This is a genomic window from Kocuria sp. UBA1838 (genome assembly GCF_002338785.1).
In the GTDB taxonomy this organism is placed as follows: Bacteria; Actinomycetota; Actinomycetes; order Actinomycetales; family Micrococcaceae; genus Kocuria; species Kocuria marina.
In genome coordinates, this window is sequence record NZ_DDIY01000013.1 from 37,776 (window position 1) to 56,361 (window position 18,586).

The window sequence follows — 18,586 nt, forward strand, 5'->3', positions numbered from 1 at the left end:
CGTGCGCCCGACCGCTGCAGGCATGAACGAACCCCGTCACGCACGTGGCGGGGTTCGTTCATGCGCTGGGTGCAGCGCGGAGGGCCCGGTGTGCCGGTGCCGCCCATCGGACCGGGCAAGGACGGCTCCGCGGGGGCGACGGCGTTCGTGATGTGCCGAGGGGCCCGATCCCGCACGAGGCAGGACGGGGCCCCTCCATGTCGACTCAGGCCTGTGGTGCTTCCTCGAGCTGGACGTCACTCACGGCCAGCTCACCCTCGGCGTCGGTGAGCGTGAGGTCTGCGGCGTTACCGGCGGCCTGGAGGTCCTCCAGCCCGGCGCGCAACTGCTCGAGCTGAGCGGCCGGGCCCGAGATCACCGCGGAGGTGACCGCGGTGCGCTGCTTGACCTTGGCCTCGGACTTGGCCTTGCGCAGCCCGGACAGCGCCTCGCCCACCACGGTGAGCACCTCGGGATCACCCGCGCGAGCGGGCTCGGCGAACCCGTCGGTCACGGGCCAGGCCGCGCGATGGACCGAACCGGAGCGCCACCACGACCACACCTCTTCCGTGGCGAATGGGATGAACGGGGCGAACAAGCGCAGCAGGGTGTCGAGCGTCGTCGCGAGGGCCGCGTGCACCGAGGCCTGCGCGGCCTCCCCGCGGGAACCGTAGGCGCGGTCCTTCACAAGCTCCACGTAGTCGTCCGTGAAGGTCCAGAAGAAGGACTCGATCAACTGCAGGGCGCGCGCGTACTCGTACTCCTGGAACGCGGTGCTCGCGCGCTCCACGACGTCCGCGAGCTGGGCCAGCAGGGAGCGGTCCAGACCGTTGGTCACCACGGAACCGTCCGTCCCGGAGCCCAGCACGGAGGCCTCGGTCACGCCCTGGGCCAGCACGAACTTGGATGCGTTGAGCAGTTTGATCGCCAGGCGACGGCCGATCTTCATTTGGCCCTCGTCGTAGGCGGTGTCCGCGCCCAGGCGGGCCGACGCCGCCCAGTAGCGCACCGCGTCCGAGCCGTACTTCTCGAGCACCTCAGTGGGGATCACCACGTTGCCCTTGGACTTGGACATCTTCTTGCGGTCCGGGTCCAGGATCCACCCGGACAGTGCCGTGTGCTTCCACGGCACGGTCTGCGCCAGCGTCTCGGCGCGCACCACGGTCGAGAACAGCCACGTGCGGATGATGTCGTGACCCTGCGGGCGCAGGTCCATGGGGAACGTGTTGGCGTGCAAGGTCTCGTCCACGGCCCAGCCGGTTGCGATCTGCGGGGTCAGGGAAGAGGTTGCCCAGGTGTCCAGGACGTCCGGGTCCGCCATGAACCCACCGGGCTGATCGCGCTGGTCCTCGGTGTAGCCGGGGGCCACGTCCGTGGTGGGATCCACGGGCAACTGGTCTTGGGCGGGGAGCACGGGGTGGTCGTAAGCCGGTTCACCGGACTCGTCCAGCGGGTACCACACCGGGAACGGCACGCCGAAGAAGCGCTGGCGGGAGATCAGCCAATCCCCGTTGAGACCCTCGATCCAGTTCTCGTAGCGCGCGCGCATGAACGAGGGGTGCCACGAGATCTCACGGCCCCGGTCGATCAGGGCGTCGCGGCGCTCGGCGTCCCGACCGCCGTTGCGGATGTACCACTGGCGGGAGGTGACCACCTCGAGGGGCTTGTCGCCCTTCTCGTAGAAGTTCACGGGGTGGGTGATCTTCTTGGGCTCGCCTTCCATGTCACCGGAGGCGGCGAGCAGTTCGACCACGGTCTTCTGCGCGGAGAACACGGTCTTGCCGGCGAGCTGCGCGTAGTTCTCGGCCGGGGCGCCGTCGGCGATCCATGCGGGCTGCTCCGAGGCGAAGCGGCCGTCGCGGCCGATCAGGGCGCGCGTGGGCAGATCGAGCTCGCGCCACCACGTGACGTCGGTGAGGTCACCGAACGTACAGATCATGGCGATACCCGAGCCCTTGTCCGGCTTGGCGAGCGGGTGGGCCTTGACCTCGACCTCGACGTCGAACAGCGGGGAACGCACGGTGGTGCCGAACAGCGCCTGGTAGCGCTCGTCGTCCGGGTGGGCCACCAGCGCCACGCACGCGGGCAGCAGCTCGGGGCGGGTGGTCTCGATGAAGACCTTCTCGCCGTCCGGTCGGTGGAACGCCACGCGGTGGTAGGCACCTTCGCGTTCGCGGTCCTCGAGCTCGGCCTGGGCCACGGCGGTGCGGAACGTGACGTCCCACATGGTGGGGGCCTCGGCCATGTACGCGTTACCGGCCTCGTAGTCCTTGAGGAATGCGAGCTGGGAGACCTTGCGCGAGTGCGCGTCGATCGTGCGGTACGTGCGGGTCCAGTCCACGGACAGACCCAGGGTGGAGAACAGGTGCTCGAAGACCTTCTCGTCCTCGACCGCGAGTTCCTCGCACAGCTCGATGAAGTTCTGGCGGGACACCACGTCCCAGTCGCGCTGGTTCTTGGCCGGCTTCTCCGGAGGCTGGTAGCCCTCGATGTACGGCTTGCCGGGCTCGCAGCGCACGCCGTAGTAGTTCTGCACACGGCGCTCGGTGGGCAGGCCGTTGTCGTCCCAGCCCAGCGGGTAGAACACGTTCTTGCCGGACATCCGCTGATAGCGGGCGATCACGTCCGTCTGCGTGTAGGAGAACATGTGTCCCACGTGCAGGGAGCCGGAGGCCGTGGGCGGGGGAGTGTCGATCGAGTAGACGTCCTCGCGCGTGGTGTCCTCGCGGAACGCGTACGTACCGTTCTCGCGCCACTGCGCGGAGTACTTCTCCTCCAGGCCCTCCATGGCCGGCTTGTCGGGGACGTTCACCGCGGTGGTGGACGCAGCGCTGTCGATGATTTCGGGCGTGTCTGTACCCTCGAGGTTCTGTGCCATGTGCTCCAGTCTCTCATGCACGCGGGCACGGACCGTCGTAGCGTGGGGGCATGGCACGTTTGCACATCCACCGCATTCGCGAAGACGCCGCGCGAGACGATGGCGCTCGGATCCTGGTCGATCGCTTGTGGCCGCGCGGGGTCAGAAAGGACCATGCAGCCCTGGACCACTGGTTCAAGGGGGTCGCCCCGAGCGACGAGTTGCGCAAGTGGTTCGGTCACGACCCCGAGAAGTTCGACCGCTTCGCGCAGCGCTACCGCGAGGAACTCGACGAGGATGCCTCCGGGGAGGTCGCGCAGCTCAGGAGCGTGCTGCGGGACGTAGACTCCGCGACCCTGCTTTATGACGCGAAGGACGAGGAGCACAACAACGCCGTTGTGCTCCTGGGCTGGTTGCGCGATCACCGCAGTGGTTTCTGAAACGTCCTAATCGAGCCGATCCGGATTGTTCTAAGTCATAATTCCGCGCGCTACGGTGGAGGTATGACTCAGAACACACATCCCACCTACAAGGATCCCAAGCCGCTCGGCAACGGCAAGGTGGCCGTGGTCACCGGTGCCTCCACGGGCATCGGCGAGGCCACGGTGCGCCGCCTGCGCGAGAGCGGGTGGACGGTGTACGCCGTCGCCCGTCGCGCGGAGCGTCTCGAGGAATTGGCCCGGGAGACCGGCGCGAGTGCCGCGCCCACCGACATCACCGACCAGGCGCAGGTGGATGCGCTGCGCGATCGGGTGCTCGGCGAGCAGGGCACCGTGGACGCGATCCTCAACATCTCCGGCGGAGCACGCGGCACGGACACGGTGGCCGACGCCAAGGACGAGGACTGGCAGTGGATGTACGACGTCAACGTGATGGGCACCCTGCGGGTGGTCCGCGCGTTCCTGCCCACGTTGCGGGCCAACGGTGAGGGCACGGTGCTGAACCTGACCTCGATCGCCGCCCAGCGCGCCTACGAGGGCGGAGCGGGCTACAACGCCGCCAAGTACGCCGAACGCGCCATGACCGAGGCGCTGCGCCTCGAGGAGGCTGAGCACAACGTGCGCGTGGTGGAGGTGGCGCCCGGTCTGGTGCACACTCCCGAGTTCTCGCTCATGCGCCTGGGTGGTGACCAGGCGGCCGCGGACAAGATTTACGCGGGCGTGGAGAAACCGCTCTCGGGCCAGGACGTGGCCGAGGTCTGCGCCTTCGCCGTGGAACTGCCGCATCATGTGGACCTGGACACGATCACGGTCAAGCCCGTGGCCCAGGCTGCGCCGCACAAGATGATCCGCACGAACAACTGACAGCGTGCATTGCGGTGACCGGCCGCCGGTGCCTCGGAGCACCGGCGGCCGGTTGCACCTGGTGGGCCGGTCCTTCCCATCCGCCCGGCGCCCCATGACCGGTCAGCGGAATGCCCTGGCTCTGCTTGGTCCGGCCGCACCGGCGAGAGCGCGCACGGAGCGGTTGCGGCCGAACGGGAGCATGAATTAGGTTAGGCTTGCCTTATCAAATTCAGTGACCCAGGAGTGTCCATGTCCCCTCACCGGTCCGGGAACGCGTCCCGACAGTTCAATCGTCGCACCCTGCTGGGCTCCGGCCTGGCCGTGGCCTCCCTCATGGGGCTCGCGGCGTGTTCCACGGGCGCGCGGGACGGGGAAGGGCAGGCGCAGACGCCCGGTGCCACGGCATCGTCGAGCCCCACGGACACGTTCCCCGTGGAGGTGACACACGCCCTGGGCACCACGAAGGTCGAGGCCGCGCCGCAGCGGGTCGTGTGCGTGGGCGCGAGCAACACGCAGGACTTCGTGGCCGCGCTCGGCGTGGTGCCGGTGGGCATGACCAAGGTGGCCTGGGGCGGCAACGCGAACGGGTCCACCGACTGGTTCGACGCCAAGGTCTCAGAACTGGGCGGGAAGACGCCCAAGGCCATGGACGAGTCGGACGGTGTGAACTTCACGGACATCGCCGAGCTGAGCCCGGACCTGATCGTCGCGGTGAACTCCGGGGTCACCCGGGAGGAGTACGACCGCCTCACGAAGATCGCCCCGGTGGTCGCGTACCCCACGGGCCCGTGGGTCAACTCGTGGCAAGACATGCAGCGTGTCACGGCCAAGGCCCTGGGCCGTTCCGCGGCCGGTGACGAACTCCTGAGCCGCACCGAAGAACTCGTCTCCCGGCGCTCCGACGAACTCGGCGCGGCCAAGGGCAAGACCTTCATCTACGGTGACGTCTCCCAGAGCCTGGGGTTCTACGGCCCCGCGGACGGACGCCCCCGCTTCTTCACCGAGCTGGGCATGAATCTCGCAGACGCGGTCAAGGACAACATCACGGAGGATCAGTTCTGGCGCGAATGGCCCCGCGAACGTGCCGACGAGCTCACGAGCGACCTGTTCGTGGCGGCCGCGGAGGACGACGCCCAGGCCGAGAAGTTCCGCACGGACCCGATCCTCAAGACCATCCCCGCGATCGCGAACGGGCGGGGGATGTTCCTCACGGACAAGCAGGACGTGCTCTCCGGGTACTCGTCCTCTCCGCTGTCCATGCCCCACGCGCTCGACGCCCACATCCCGGCGATCAAGACCACGCTGGGGGCCTGACCCTTCGTGCCCGGCAGTTCCACGTTCGCCCGTCCCGGCGCCGCGCCGTCCGCCCCGCGCGGGCGCACGCGGGGTCGGGGTGTGTCCTGGCTCGCCATGGCGGCACTGCTGCTCGTGGCCGTGTTCCTCTCGATCTCGTACGGGTCCCGGCCCATCGGGCTGGGGGTCACGTGGCACGTGGTCCCGCACGTGTTCTCGGGTGACCCGGGGGCCGTCCCCGGGGTTCCCGCGCTCGACGGCGCCGTGGTCGAGTCCCGCGTGTGGCGCACCGGGGCGGGCCTGCTCACCGGGGCCGCGCTCGCCGTGGCCGGGGCGCTGCTACAGGGTGCCACGCGCAACCCCCTGGGCGATCCGGGCATCCTGGGGCTGACGGCCGGGGCCGCGTTCGCGGTCGTGGCCGGCGGCGCGTTCCTGGGTCTGACCGGCGTCACGCACCAGTTGTGGCTCGCGGCGCTGGGCTCCGCCGTGGCCGTGGCCGCCGTGTACGCGCTGGCCTCCGCGGCCCGGGGCGGGGCGCGTCCGGTGACCCTGGCCCTCACGGGGGCGGCGGTCTCCGCGGGTCTCACGGCGCTGACGAGCGCGGTGCTGTTGAGCAACCAGGCCACGTTCGACACTTTCCGGCGCTGGCAGGTCGGTGAACTGACCCGGCCGGACGGTACGTTCCTGGTGCTCGCGAGCCCCGTGATTCTCGTGGCCCTGCTGCTCGGGTGGACGCTGGCCCGTTCCCTGGACACCCTGACCCTGGGCGAAGCTCTGGGTCGCGGACTTGGGGTGAACCCGGCGCTCGTGCGCGGCCTCGCGGGCCTGGCCGTGGTGCTGCTCTCGGGCACCTCCACCGCACTCGTGGGCCCGCTAGTGTTCTGCGGACTGCTCGTACCCCACGCGGTGCGTTCGCTGGTGGGCATCTCCTACCGCAGGATCGTCCCGGCGTGCCTGCTCGCGGGCCCGTTCATCGTCCTGCTCGCGGACGTCGTGGCGCGCGTGCTCGTCCCGGACCGGGAGATCCAGGTGGGGATCGCGCTCGTGGTGATCGGCGCCCCCGCGCTCGTGGTCGTGATCCGACGCAGGGGAGTGGTGGCCGCGTGAGTCCCGCCGTTTCCCCTTTTCCCAGGACGACGTCGCTGCCCGCCCCCGCGACCGTGGCCACCGTGCGCGCGGGACGCTCCCGCTCCCGACGCCGCACCCGCCGGGTCACGGCGCTGCTCGTGCTTGTCCTGGTCCTCGCCTCCTTCGCGCGGATCGCACTGGGCAAGTATGTCGTGGCCGTGCCCGACCTGGTCGCCGTGCTCACCCACGACTACTCCGGCCCCGCCGCGTACATCGTGTGGGACATCACCCTGCCGCGCACGGTGCTCGGGATCCTCACGGGGATCGCCTTCGGGATCGCCGGTCACCTGTTCCAGCGCGTGCTGCGCAACCCCCTGGCCTCCCCGGACATCATGGGTGTCTCCTCCGGGGCCGGGCTCGGCGCGGTCGCGGCCATCACGCTGGGCGGGCTCTCTGGCGCCGCGGTGACACTCAGTTCCCTCGCGGGTGGTTTCGGCCTCATGGTCGCGGTGGTCCTGGCCGCCGGGGGCACGAGGGCCAACATCGGCAAACTCGTGCTGACCGGCGTCGCGGCGGGAGCACTGACCGCCGCGGCGATCAACGCGGTGCTGACCCGCGCGGACATCTATGCGGCCCAGGACGCGATGCAGTGGCTCACGGGTTCACTCAACGCTGCCCGGTGGGTGGACATCGCGCAGGTGGGGATCTGCCTCGCGATCCTGCTGCCCGTGTGCGCGGTTTTGGCGCCCGCGGTGGACACGCTCGGCGCGGGGGATCCCCTGGCCGCCGGGCTCGGGGTGCACGTGCGGGCCACGCGGCTCGCGGCCCTCGGGCTCGCCGTGGTGCTCGTGGCCGTGGCGGCCTCCGCCGTGGGGCCCGTGGCGTTCGTGTCGTTCATGGCCGCACCCATTGCGAGGGGGCTGGGTGGCGGTGCGGGTCACGCCCGGCACGCCGCGCTCGTGGGCGCGGTGCTCATGGTGGTCTCAGACTACGTGGCCGCGGAGACGATCCCCGGGCTGGCCCTGCCCGTGGGTGTGGTCACCGCGGCGGCCGGCGCGCCCGTGCTGCTGTGGTTGTTGATCGGGCGAGGAAAGGCGGAAGCATGACGTCCATGACCGATCCGAACCGGGCCGGGGGGACCGAGCAAGGCGAGGACGCGGCGTCGTCGTCCGAGCTCGCGGTGCGTGGGCTGACCGTGGGCTACGGCGAGACGCCGGTGCTGCGGGACGTGAACGTGACGTTCCCCGCGGGGGCCGTGACCGCTCTCGTGGGGGCCAATGGTTGCGGGAAGTCCACGCTGCTCAAGGCGTGCGCGCGCCAGCTCACCCCGTCCGCCGGAGAGATCCTCGTGGGCGGGGCGGACGTGAGTCGGTGGCACCGCACCCGGTTCGCGCGCACCGTGGGTTTCCTCCCACAGGACCCCGTGGCACCCGAGGGCGTGACCGTGCAGGAGCTCGTGGCGCGCGGACGGCACCCGTACCGTGGCGCCTTCGGACGGTGGCGTGCCCAGGACGACGACGCCGTGGCGGAAGCGGTCGAACTCACCGGGTTGGGGGAGCTGCTCGAACGCCACGTGGGGGACTTGTCCGGCGGTCAACGTCAACGCGTGTGGATCGCCCTCGCGCTCGCGCAGCACACGGACGTGTTGTTGCTCGACGAACCCACGACGTATCTGGACATCGCGCGCCAGGCCGAGATCCTGGACATCCTCACGGCACTGCAGCGCTCCCGAGGGATCACCCTGGTCATGGTGCTGCATGAACTCTCGCTCGCGGCGCGGTACGCGGACGTGCTCGTGGCACTCAAGGACGGGGCGGTCGCCGCGACCGGTTCGGCCGAGCAGGTCATGACCGATGAGGTGGTCAGCGACGTCTTCGACATGTCCGCGCGGGTGCTCCACGACGCCCCCACGGACGCCCGGCTCGTGATCCCGTGGACGGGACCGGCGAACACTCCAAGATCACCCGAGGAGGTACTGCCATGACGGAACTCGCATGTGTGACGGCCACCGTCACGGGACGCACGAAGCTCAGCAAACACCTCGTGCGCGTACGTGTGGCGGGGCAGGAATTGCGGATCATGCCGTGGGGTGACCAGGGACCGGGCCCCCGCACGGACGCCTACCTCAAGGTACTGATCCCACCCACCCCCGGGGCCACCGTGGCGGTGGACGTGAGCGACATGACCCGGTGGCGGCGCGAGTTCATGGCCGCCCCGCCCGAACGCCGGGGTTGGCTGCGCACGTACACGGTGCGCGATGCGGCCGAGGTGGAGCTGGCCGGGCACACGGTCCCGGAGCTGGCCATCGACGTGGTGCTCCACGACGACCCCGAGCATGGGATGGGCCCCGGGGCCGCGTGGGGTGACACCGTGCGCGAGGGTCAGGACGTGCAGCTGCTCGTGCCCTCGGGCGGGTCCCCCTGGTGGGCCGCGTGGGACGAACGGCGTGCGGCGGACCAGGACGTCGTGCTCGCTGGGGACGAGACTGCCCTGCCCGCGCTCGCCGCGATCATCGACGGCATCGAGCGGGGGGTGCACGTGGGTGCGCCTGCCCCTTCCGCCCCGCCCCGCAGCGTGACGATCGCGGTGGAGGTCCCTTCCGAGGACGACGCCGTGGCCGCGGCCGGCCCGCGCGCCCTCGCCCGGGCGACGTCGTCCGACGGGCACACCCTGACCGTGACGCTGCGCGGCGGCACCGAACTGCACTGGACGTGGCTGCCCCGGCGGGGACGCCCTCGCGGACTAGACCTGGAGCTATGGCTGTGGCACCGGTTGTCCGAGCGCGCCCGCCGCTACTGGGAGGTCGGTCACGGCGAGCCCGAGGCTGCCCCGTCGGAGGAGGCGGACTTCGTATGGGACGTCGCCCGCCCGGAGGGCCGCGGTACCTACTGGTTCTTCGCGGCGGAATCCGCCACGGTCAAGTCGCTGCGCCGGATGTGCGTGAGCGGGGGAGTGCCCAAGACGGACATCTCGTTCATGGGCTACTGGAAACAGGGAGCGGCCACGGAGTGACCCCGCGGATGTGACGTCCGAGGTCAGGAGAGGCGGCCCGCGGCGTAGCATGGCGATGATCCGCCCGCACCCGAGGAGAGCTCCCGACCATGACCTACCCCCTGGGGCTGAACCTCGCCGGACGCGCCGTGCTAGTGGTCGGTGGGGGACCGGACGCCGCGCGTCGGACGCGGTCCTTGCTCGCCGAGGGCGCCCTCGTGGACCTCGTGGCACCTGATCTGCATGACACGTTGCGGGACCTCACGAGCTCACCCGGTCTCACGTGGCACGAGCGCGCGTTCCGCCCCGACGACCTCGGCGGCGCGTGGCTCGTCTTCCTCCACGTCTCGGACTCCGGGGAACGGGAGCGGGTGGCGCTCGCGGCGGAAGAGCGTCGGGTCCTGTGCGTCGCGGACGACGCCGCGCCCAGGCCCGATCGCGCAGCCGACACTCGGGCACCGGTCACTCAGGAACCCGGGACAGTGGCGCTGGTGGGCGGAGGACCCGGCGACCCCGGACTGCTCACGGTGCGCGGACGGCAACTGTTGGCGGACGCGGACGTGATCGTCGCGGACCGGCTCGGCCCCACGGACCTCCTACCAGAGCTCGCCCGGCACGCCCGCATCATCGACGTGGGCAAGCGCGCCGGGTACCACAAGTACACGCAGGACCGGATCAACGAGACCCTCGTGGAGCAGGCGAAACTCGGACTGCGGGTCGTGCGGCTCAAGGGTGGGGACCCGTACGTGTTCGGCCGCGGTGGCGAGGAAGTCGAGTTCTGCCGGGCCCACGGTGTGGCCACCCAGGTGGTGCCGGGTGTGACCTCGGCGATCTCCGTCCCCGCCGCGGCGGGGATCCCCGTGACCCACCGGGACATGACCCACGGGTTCACCGTCATCACCGCGCACCAGCAATTGCGTCACGTGCCGTACCGGGACGGGCACACCCTGATCCTCATGATGGGCGTGCGGGGTCTCGAACATAACGCCGAGCTGCTCATGGCCGCGGGCTACCCCGCAGACACCCCGGTCGCGGTCGTGGAGCGGGGCTGGACCCCAACCCAGCGCACGACCGTGGCGCAGCTGGACACAATCGCCTGCGTGGCCCGCGAGCGCGAGGTCACTGCTCCCGCGGTGATCGTGGTGGGCCGGGTCGCGGCGCTCGCGCAGAAGTCATGCGCGACCCCCGGCCCCCAGGAGTCGGCTCAGGAGGGCTGACCCACCGGGATCTTCGCCCCGGACACCACCACCTTGTGCTCCTCACCGACCTCGGACCGGGCGATCTCCTCGGGGGTGGCCGGGCGGATCTGTTCGCGTTCGAGCACGTACATGCGCGCGTCCACGTCCTCCGGCGCACTCGCGGCTGCAGCCCGAGACCCCGAACTTGAACTTGTGGGGTGAGCGCAGCCCGCGGTAGCGGTTCTCCAGGTCCACGGCGAGCGCCACCGAGTCCTGCACACCGAAGCGGCACCACGAACTGCCGATGCACGACTTCACATTGCGCAGCGCCTTGCCGTACGCGGAACCGGACTCGAATCCGGCGTCCACGAGTTTCTTCCAGATCGTCGGCAGCTGCTCCAGGCGGGCCCCGTAGAGCGAGCGGTGTTCCGCACCAATGACGACCTCGTGTTCGCGACCGACCACCGGGACCCCCGCTCCCGGGCGCTCGTGATGGCCCGGGGGATCGTGGGGCGCACGGGGCAGTACCACACGGTGGCCTCACCCCTGTACAAGGAGACCTACGACCTCGCGACCGGGCGGTGCGTGTCCGGCGCGGAGTACACGCTGCCCGTCCACCCGGTGCGCGTGCAGGACGGCCGGGTCCTGGTGGTGGTGTCCGGGAGAGACGAACAGGGCGGCGGCGAGCAGGGCGAGTAGTCCCTCCCGTCGGGGTATTATGGCGGGGTGCGCCCTGCGCGCACGGGTGTCGATCCGGCCATCACCGGGGAGCCCTTCCGGAAGAACAGGCACCGCGCCCCAGTAGAACCGGACGACTCGGGCCCGTGACAGCCCCCAACGAGCGACTCGCGGCGTCGTCGGCTGTGCCGATGCCACCGCGGGTAAGCGAGGTGGTACCGCGCCACCGGCGCCCCGCGCGCCCGAGCGTCCTCGCATCCTGAACCACACACCCCTCAGGATGGAGCACCGTGACCGAATCCTTCGTGTATCCCAAGGCGAGCACCGACCCCAGCGCACACGGGGTGCCCTCCGCGCCGCGTTTCCCCGCGGTCGAGGAGCGCGTCTTGGATTACTGGAAACAGGACCACACCTTCCAGGCGAGCATCGACCAGCGCGACCGCGGGGACCACGGGTCCAACGAGTTCGTGTTCTACGACGGCCCGCCCTTCGCCAACGGCCTGCCCCACTACGGCCACCTGCTGACCGGCTACGTCAAGGACCTCGTGGCCCGCTACCAGACGCAGCAGGGCCGGCGCGTGGAGCGTCGCTTCGGGTGGGACACCCACGGACTGCCGGCCGAACTCGAGGCCATGAAGCAGCTCGGGATGACCGACAAGCAGGACATCGAGGCCATGGGCATCGACAAGTTCAACGACGCCTGCCGCGCCTCCGTGTTGAAGTACGCGTCCGAGTGGCAGGACTACGTGACCCGCCAGGCCCGCTGGGTGGACTTCGACAGCGACTACAAGACCCTGAACGTGGACTACATGGAGTCCGTGATCGGCGCGTTCAAGGTGCTGGACGACAAGGGCCTGGTCTACTCCGGCTACCGCGTGCTGCCGTACTGCTGGAAGGACGAGACGCCCCTGTCCAACCACGAGTTGCGCATGGACGACGACGTCTACAAGAACCGCCAGGACCCCTCCGTGACCGTGGCGTTCACGCTCTCCGAGGACACCTCGTGGGCCACCGATCCCGCCGTGGCCGCCGAACTCGCCGGCGCGGAGGCCATCGCCTGGACCACGACCCCCTGGACCCTGCCCACCAACGAGGCGCTCGCGGTCGGTCCGCACATCGACTACGTCCTGGTCCCCGGTGCCGGTGACCTGGCCGGGCGCCGCTTCCTCGTGGCCGCGGAGCTCGCGGGCGGGTACGCCAAGGAGTTCGGGTACGACGACGCCGCGGCCGTCGCGGACGCCGTCACCGCCCACTACACGGGCGAGCAGCTGGGCGGAATCCGGTATCGGCCGCTGTGGGACTACTTCACGGACGCCGAGCGCTTCGGGACGCAGAACGCGTGGCAGATCCTCGTGGCCGAGTACGTGTCCACCACGGACGGCACGGGCATCGTGCACCAGGCCCCCGCATACGGCGAGGACGACCAGATGGTGTGCGCCGCCCACGACATCCCCGTGGTGCTCTCCGTGGACGAGAGCGGACGGTTCTACGATTTCTTCACGGACGAGTCCCTCGCGCAGGGCGCGCCGCTCGGGGAACTCGCCGGGCACAACGTGTTCGACAAGGACGTGGCCCGCACCGTGGTCCGGGACCTCCGAGCCCGCGGCGCGCTGCTGCGGGAGGCCTCCTACGAGCACTCGTACCCGCACTGCTGGCGCTGCCGTAACCCCCTGATCTACCGCGCGGTGTCCTCGTGGTTCGTGAGCGTGACCGCGTTCAAGGACCGGATGGTCGAGCTGAACCAGCAGATCAACTGGATCCCCGATAACGTCAAGGACGGCCAGTTCGGCAAGTGGCTCGAGAACGCCCGTGACTGGTCCATCTCTCGCAATCGCTACTGGGGTTCACCCATCCCGGTGTGGGAATCGAGCGACCCCCATTACCCGCGCCGGGACGTCTACGGTTCCCTCGCGGAGCTGGAGCGGGACTTCGGCCGACTTCCGCGCAACGCCCAGGGCGAGGTGGACCTGCACCGGCCGTGGATCGACGACCTGACCCGGCCCAACCCGGACGACCCCACGGGCGAGTCCGTGATGCGCCGCGTGCCCGAGGTGCTGGACGTGTGGTTCGACTCCGGGTCCATGCCGTACGCCCAGGTGCACTACCCCATGGAGAACCGGGAGTGGTTCGAGACCCACAACCCGGGTGACTTCATCGTGGAGTACATCGGTCAGACCCGCGGCTGGTTCTACACGCTGCACATCCTGGCCACCGCGCTGTTTGACCGCCCCGCGTTCCGCAACGTGATCTCCCACGGGATCGTGCTGGGTTCGGACGGGCAGAAGATGTCCAAGTCGCTGCAGAACTATCCGGACGTCAACGAGGTCCTGGACCGGGACGGTTCGGACGCCATGCGCTGGTTCCTGATGTCCTCGCCCATCCTGCGCGGCGGCAACCTGATCGTCACCGAGCAGGGCATCCGCGACGGCGTGCGCCAGATGATGTTGCCGCTGTGGAACGTGTACCACTTCTTCGGTCTGTACACGAACGCCGCGAACGGGGGAGCCGGCTACGACGCCCAGTTGCGCCACGACGCCGATCACGTGATGGACCGCTACATCCTCGCGGAGACCGGCGCGCTCGTCACGGACGTCAAGCGGTTGTTCGACGACTACGACATCTGGGCCGGTGCCGAGCGGTTGCGCTCCTACATGGACACCCTCACCAACTGGTACGTGCGCCGTTCCCGCGAGCGGTTCTTCGAGGAGGACACCCAGGCCTTCGACGTGCTGTACACGTGCCTCGAGACGGTGTGCCGCGTGGCCGCCCCGCTGCTGCCGCTCGTCACGGAGGAGATCTGGCGCGGTCTTACGGGTGGGCGCTCCGTGCACCTGACCGACTGGCCGGATGCCTCCCTGTTCCCCCGGGACGAGGCCCTACTCACGGCCATGGAGCGCACGCGCGCCATCTGCTCGGCCGGGTCCGGTCTGCGCAAGACCCACAACCTGCGCGTGCGGCAACCGCTCGCGGGGATGACCGTGGCCGTGCCCGGGGCGCATGCCCTCGAGGGCACGTTCCAAGAGATCATCGCCGATGAGTTGAACCTCAGGTCCGTCACGCTCGAGGACTCGGAGCAGGTCAGCGCCGCGGACCACGGTATCTCCCAGGAGCTGAAGGTCAACGCCCGCGCGGCGGGCCCGCGCCTGGGCAAGCAGGTCCAGCAGGTCATCAAGGCCACCAAGAACGGTGACTGGTCGGTCTCCGCGGACGGCGTCGTCGTCGCCGGCTCCGTGCCCCTGCAGGAGGGCGAGTACGAACTCGTCACGGTCGTTGACGACGCCGCGGCGGACTCCGCGCGCGCCGTGACCGTTCTGCCCGGCGGCGGGTTCCTGGTCCTGGACACCGAACTGACGGATGAACTGCGCGCCGAGGGCGTGGCGCGGGACATGATCCGTGCGATCCAGCAGGCCCGGAAGGACGCGGACCTGCAGGTCTCGGACCGGATCCGCACCCACGTCGCCGCGGACGCGCAGACCGTGGCCGCCGTGGCCGCGAACCGCGAGCTCGTGCAGTCCGAGACCCTGTCCCGCGAGCTCGAACTCTTGGAAGCGGACGAGCCGTCCGTGACCGTGGCGGTGATCGACGCGTGAGCGGGGCCCAGGAGCACGAGGACTTCGCATCGGTCGAGAATATCTACCAGCACCTGCTGAGTCGGGCGCCGGAGGACAGGATGGCGCCGCGGCTGGACGCCGTGGCCGCCGCGGTCGCCGCGCTCGGGGATCCGCACCGCAGCGCACCCGTGGTGCACGTGACCGGGACCAACGGCAAGACGTCCACGGCCCGGATGATCGAGTCGCTGTTGCTCGCCCACGACCTGCGCGTGGGCCGGTACACGAGCCCGCACCTCGAGCGCGTCACGGAGCGGATCAGCATCGACGGCGAACCCGTCCCGGACGAGACGTTCGTGCGGATCTACTCGGAGATCGCCCCGTACCTCGAGCTCGTGGACCGAAAGCTCGAGGCCGACGGCGCTCCCCGCCTCACGTACTTCGAGACCCTTACGGTCCTGGCGTTCGCGGTCTTCGCGGACGAACCCGTGGACGTCATGGTCCTTGAAGTCGGCATCGGTGGCACGTGGGACGCGACCAACGTGGCGGACGCCGCGGTGTCCGTGGTGACCCCGATCGGGCTGGACCACACAACCATGCTCGGGGACACCGTGGGGCAGATCGCCCGGGAGAAGGCCGGGATCATCAAGCCCCAGGGCTTCCTCGTGAGCGCGGCGCAGCAACCCGAGGCCGCGCAGGTCCTGCTGGACCGGGCCCGGGAACTCGGTGACCCGTTCCGGTTCGAGGGCGTGGAGTTCGCCGTGACCGGGCGTTCCACCGCGGTGGGCGGCCAGGTCATCACCGTGCAGGGGCTCGCGGGGGAGTACCCGGATCTCATGTTGCCGCTGTTCGGGGCCCACCAGGCCCAGAACGCCGCGGTGGCCGTGGCCGCCGTCGAGGCGTTCGTGGGGGGAGGGGACAAGCCCCTGAACCCCGAGCTCGTCGCCACGGGACTGGGTGCGGTCTCCTCGCCGGGCCGGCTCGAGCTCGCCCGCAAGGCACCGCCGGTGATCCTGGATGCGGCCCACAACCCGCACGGTCTGCTGGCCTCGGCGACCGCGGTGCGCGAGGCCTTCACGTTCACCAAGCTCAACCTGGTGGTGGGCGTGCTGCGAGACAAGGACGCTGCGGAGATGATGCGCGTGCTCGTGGACGAGTACCACGAGTTCGAGCTCGAACTGTGGTGCACCCGCTCCCAGTCCCCGCGCGCTGTGGCACCCGAGGAACTCGCGGAGATCGCCGAGGACATGGGCTTCGACGAGGACGCCGTGCACGTGAGCGAGCGACTGGACGACGCGTGCGCCGCGGCCATCCAGGACGCCGCGGCCCGCGAGCAGTTCGACGGCGCGGTGCTCGTCACCGGGTCCATCACCGTGGTGGGTGAGGCCCGTGTGCTGCTCGGACTCTGAGCCCGCCGCCCCGACCATGGAAGGAGCCCGATGGCCCGCATGACCAAGGCCCAGCGCGAATGGCGCCCTGGCCAACCCAAGAAGCCACGCTCGATCAAGACGATGTTCGCCTCGAGCGTGCTCTCCATCGAGGCGTTCATCGTGTTCTTCGCCGCCCTCGCGGCGTTCGGACTCACGGCGCGGGACTGGAGCACGGCCGGGAAACTGTGGCTCATGGGCGGATCGGTGGTGCTCGCCCTGGTGTTCCTGCTGGCGTGCGGCCTCCTGCGCAAGCCGTGGGGGTACACCCTCGGGTGGGTGCTGCAGGTCGTGCTCATCGCCACGGGAGTGCTCGTGCCCTCAATGTTCGTGATCGGCGTGTTGTGCGCCCTGGCCTGGTGGTACGCCGTGGTCAAGGGTGGCGCGATGGATCGTGAGAACGTGCGGCGCGCGGAGGAACAACGCCGCTGGGAGGCCGAGAACCCCCTGACGTGATCACCGTCTCCCGGCCGCGGTCCCCGGGCGTTGCCGCGCGGGGACCGCAGGCCGTTAGGCTCGGAACGGAACCTGATCGACCGAGGACTCCGCGTGGGTCCACAGCAAGGAGAAGCACATGACGCAACGCACCCTCGTCCTCGTGAAGCCGGACGGCGTCCAGCGCGGCCTGACCGGGCAGATCCTGGCCCGCATCGAGGCCAAGGGCTATACGCTCGCGCAACTCGAGCTCGTGACGGCGACCCGCGAGATTCTCGAGCGGCACTACGAGGAGCACCAGGGCAAGCCGTTCTTCGAGCCGCTCGTGGAGTTCATGCTCTCCGGGCCCGTCGTGGCCGCCGTGGTCGAGGGGGACCGGGTCATCGAGGGCTTCCGCAGCCTCGCCGGTGCCACCGAGCCCACCACGGCCGCCCCCGGTACCATTCGCGGCGATTTGGGTCGGGACTGGGGCGAGAAGGTGCAGAAGAACCTCGTGCACGGCTCCGATTCGCCCGAGTCTGCCGAGCGGGAGATCGGCATCTGGTTCAGCTGAGCTGAACGCGGGATCCATGACCGACTACGACCCGCGGATCGTCGACCTGTACGACGGGGACAACCCCGACGGGCCGGACCAGGCCTTTCGTGACCGCGGCATCCTGACCGATCAGTTACGGCGCGCCGGGTTCGAGGTCGACGCGGTTCGGGGCGACTGGCAGCGGACGCCATTCGACGGCACGCACCCCATCATGGTGTTCGAGGCGCACGCCGTCTGAGCGCGGCGTCGGTGAACGGCTCAGGCGAAGATCGCGGTCGAGAAGCGCACCGCGATGATCCCGAAGACGATCACGAGCACCCCGATGCCCAGGAGCCACGCCCACGCGGCGGAACCGGCGGCGGTGCCACGCGAGGAACCGATCAGGCCGGCGCGGCGCATCCGCGCCGTCGTATGCGCGAGCAACAGGGTCTGGGCGCACCACACGATCATGCAGTACAGGCACAGGGCGTTGATGTTGAAAGTGGTCTGCCACCACAGCCACAGGGTGAACACCGAGCCGGCGGCGATCCCCAGCCACAGCAACCACCAAAACCAGCTGGCGTAGCGTGCGCCGGCGAGCACGCCCACGGCCACGGCGATCACCACGGCGTACGCCACGATCCCGATGAACGGGTTGGGGAAGCCGAAGAGCTCCGCCTGCGGGGTGCGCATGACCGTGCCGCACGAGAGCCACGCGTTGATGTCGCAGCTCGTGCGGTGTCCCGCGTCCTTGTAGATCGCGAGCCGTTCCGCCACGAGCACGGCCGATGCGGCGAAACCCACGATCGAGAAGATCACCGCGAGCACGGCCCACGAGCGGTCCGAACGGGTGGCGGGGGCCGGAGTCGTCTCGCGTGCCCGGTCGGTCAGGGGAGTGGTCGCGGAAGTTGGGCTCACGCGCTCGATCGTAGACCACGCGCATGACGACCCGCCGGGCGCGGGCCGCCCGTGGCGGCGGGTGACGCCGGCACACACCCCGTACACGCGCTGTGGTCCGGCCGGTGGAATGTGGTCCGGACCACCCGGAATGCGCCCCGGCCCGGGGTGACTGTGAGATACTGCCAATGGTCGGGCCTCAGCCGCACGTGAGGAACCGGCCCGGCAGGAACACCGATCTCCCTCGGTACGGACCCGCGCTCTCACAGGATCGAGCGCGTCCGGAGCGGGGCAAGTTCGCGGTCCCCACGGACCCAGCGACTCGGGCATCCGCCGGCTCGCGGACAGTGCGCGTGACATACGCCGCGCCCGCGAGTACGACTTTGACTTCCGGCGGCCGCGTGGCAAACACCGGCTCGACCGACCGAGCACACC

Annotated in this window: 17 protein-coding genes and 1 pseudogene; 14 read left to right on the forward strand and 4 right to left on the reverse strand. The window is 69.9% G+C overall.

Annotation, left to right across the window (positions count from 1 at the left end; all coding sequences use genetic code 11):
• Positions 1-205: 205 nt before the first annotated feature.
• Positions 206-2,857, reverse strand: coding sequence for a valine--tRNA ligase (valS, locus tag B3I25_RS06400; protein WP_286738350.1), 2,652 nt, complete (start codon positions 2,855-2,857; stop codon positions 206-208).
• A 50-nt stretch (positions 2,858-2,907) separates the two neighbouring features.
• On the opposite strand from valS, the gene B3I25_RS06405 reads away from it, so the two are divergent.
• The 8 genes from B3I25_RS06405 to cobA all read left to right on the forward strand — a co-directional run bounded on the left by B3I25_RS06405 (position 2,908) and on the right by cobA (position 10,691).
• Entirely contained in the window at positions 2,908-3,276 is a 369-nt protein-coding gene (locus tag B3I25_RS06405) for a DUF488 domain-containing protein (RefSeq protein WP_064846141.1), read from the forward strand.
• Positions 3,277-3,339: 63 nt separating this feature from the next.
• Positions 3,340-4,140: an SDR family oxidoreductase gene (locus tag B3I25_RS06410; RefSeq protein ID WP_064846142.1), complete on the forward strand. Its 801-nt coding sequence runs from the start codon at positions 3,340-3,342 to the stop codon at positions 4,138-4,140.
• Between the two features lie 231 nt (positions 4,141-4,371).
• Complete coding sequence (locus B3I25_RS06415) at positions 4,372-5,436, forward strand: ABC transporter substrate-binding protein (protein WP_286738351.1); 1,065 nt, start codon at positions 4,372-4,374, stop codon at positions 5,434-5,436.
• 6 nt (positions 5,437-5,442) lie between these two features.
• The gene (locus tag B3I25_RS06420) at positions 5,443-6,522 is read left to right on the forward strand and encodes a FecCD family ABC transporter permease (RefSeq protein ID WP_206478583.1); all 1,080 of its coding nucleotides are present in this window, start codon (positions 5,443-5,445) and stop codon (positions 6,520-6,522) included.
• Positions 6,519-7,589: a FecCD family ABC transporter permease gene (locus B3I25_RS06425; protein ID WP_286738352.1), complete on the forward strand. Its 1,071-nt coding sequence runs from the start codon at positions 6,519-6,521 to the stop codon at positions 7,587-7,589. The genes B3I25_RS06420 and B3I25_RS06425 overlap by 4 nt, the downstream gene beginning before the upstream one ends.
• Positions 7,590-7,594: 5 nt before the next feature.
• Positions 7,595-8,467 carry an ABC transporter ATP-binding protein gene (locus tag B3I25_RS06430; protein ID WP_179861286.1) on the forward strand — a complete coding sequence of 291 codons (873 nt, stop codon included), beginning with the start codon at positions 7,595-7,597 and terminating at the stop codon, positions 8,465-8,467.
• Positions 8,464-9,495 carry a siderophore-interacting protein gene (locus B3I25_RS06435; protein WP_206399156.1) on the forward strand — a complete coding sequence of 344 codons (1,032 nt, stop codon included), beginning with the start codon at positions 8,464-8,466 and terminating at the stop codon, positions 9,493-9,495. The genes B3I25_RS06430 and B3I25_RS06435 overlap by 4 nt, the downstream gene beginning before the upstream one ends.
• An 89-nt stretch (positions 9,496-9,584) precedes the next feature.
• Positions 9,585-10,691: a uroporphyrinogen-III C-methyltransferase gene (gene cobA / locus B3I25_RS06440; RefSeq protein WP_098055027.1), complete on the forward strand. Its 1,107-nt coding sequence runs from the start codon at positions 9,585-9,587 to the stop codon at positions 10,689-10,691.
• Here the strand turns inward: cobA and B3I25_RS06445 are convergent.
• Both B3I25_RS06445 and B3I25_RS06450 read right to left on the reverse strand, forming a co-directional pair.
• Positions 10,679-10,816 (reverse strand): hypothetical protein, encoded by a 138-nt coding sequence (locus tag B3I25_RS06445; protein WP_286738393.1) that lies wholly within the window; start codon positions 10,814-10,816, stop codon positions 10,679-10,681. The two genes, cobA and B3I25_RS06445, sit on opposite strands and share 13 nt — an antisense overlap.
• Positions 10,809-11,066: pseudogene (locus B3I25_RS06450) on the reverse strand (nitrite reductase (NAD(P)H)); the annotation flags it as partial. The gene B3I25_RS06445 and the pseudogene B3I25_RS06450, both read right to left, overlap by 8 nt.
• 9 nt (positions 11,067-11,075) lie before the next feature.
• Here B3I25_RS06450 and B3I25_RS06455 point away from each other — a divergent pair.
• The 6 genes from B3I25_RS06455 to B3I25_RS06480 all read left to right on the forward strand — a co-directional run bounded on the left by B3I25_RS06455 (position 11,076) and on the right by B3I25_RS06480 (position 17,513).
• Positions 11,076-11,351 carry a nitrite reductase (NAD(P)H) small subunit gene (locus B3I25_RS06455; RefSeq protein ID WP_286738353.1) on the forward strand — a complete coding sequence of 92 codons (276 nt, stop codon included), beginning with the start codon at positions 11,076-11,078 and terminating at the stop codon, positions 11,349-11,351.
• 269 nt (positions 11,352-11,620) lie between these two features.
• Positions 11,621-14,920 (forward strand): isoleucine--tRNA ligase, encoded by a 3,300-nt coding sequence (gene ileS, locus B3I25_RS06460; protein WP_064846148.1) that lies wholly within the window; start codon positions 11,621-11,623, stop codon positions 14,918-14,920.
• A complete protein-coding gene (locus B3I25_RS06465; RefSeq protein ID WP_286738354.1) occupies positions 14,917-16,287 on the forward strand; it encodes a bifunctional folylpolyglutamate synthase/dihydrofolate synthase in 1,371 nt (456 codons plus the stop codon). The genes ileS and B3I25_RS06465 overlap by 4 nt, the downstream gene beginning before the upstream one ends.
• Positions 16,288-16,317: 30 nt before the next feature.
• Positions 16,318-16,761, forward strand: a complete 444-nt coding sequence (locus B3I25_RS06470) for a DUF4233 domain-containing protein (protein WP_144930874.1) — start codon at positions 16,318-16,320, stop codon at positions 16,759-16,761.
• Between the two features lie 118 nt (positions 16,762-16,879).
• Entirely contained in the window at positions 16,880-17,293 is a 414-nt protein-coding gene (ndk, locus tag B3I25_RS06475) for a nucleoside-diphosphate kinase (protein WP_064846151.1), read from the forward strand.
• A 16-nt stretch (positions 17,294-17,309) separates the two neighbouring features.
• On the forward strand, positions 17,310-17,513 hold the full coding sequence (locus tag B3I25_RS06480) for a hypothetical protein (RefSeq protein WP_193519595.1): 204 nt from the start codon (positions 17,310-17,312) through the stop codon (positions 17,511-17,513).
• A gap of 20 nt (positions 17,514-17,533) precedes the next feature.
• Here B3I25_RS06480 and B3I25_RS06485 read toward each other — a convergent pair whose 3' ends face one another.
• Positions 17,534-18,172, reverse strand: coding sequence for a vitamin K epoxide reductase family protein (locus B3I25_RS06485; protein ID WP_286738356.1), 639 nt, complete (start codon positions 18,170-18,172; stop codon positions 17,534-17,536).
• Between the last annotated feature and the right edge of the window lie 414 nt (positions 18,173-18,586).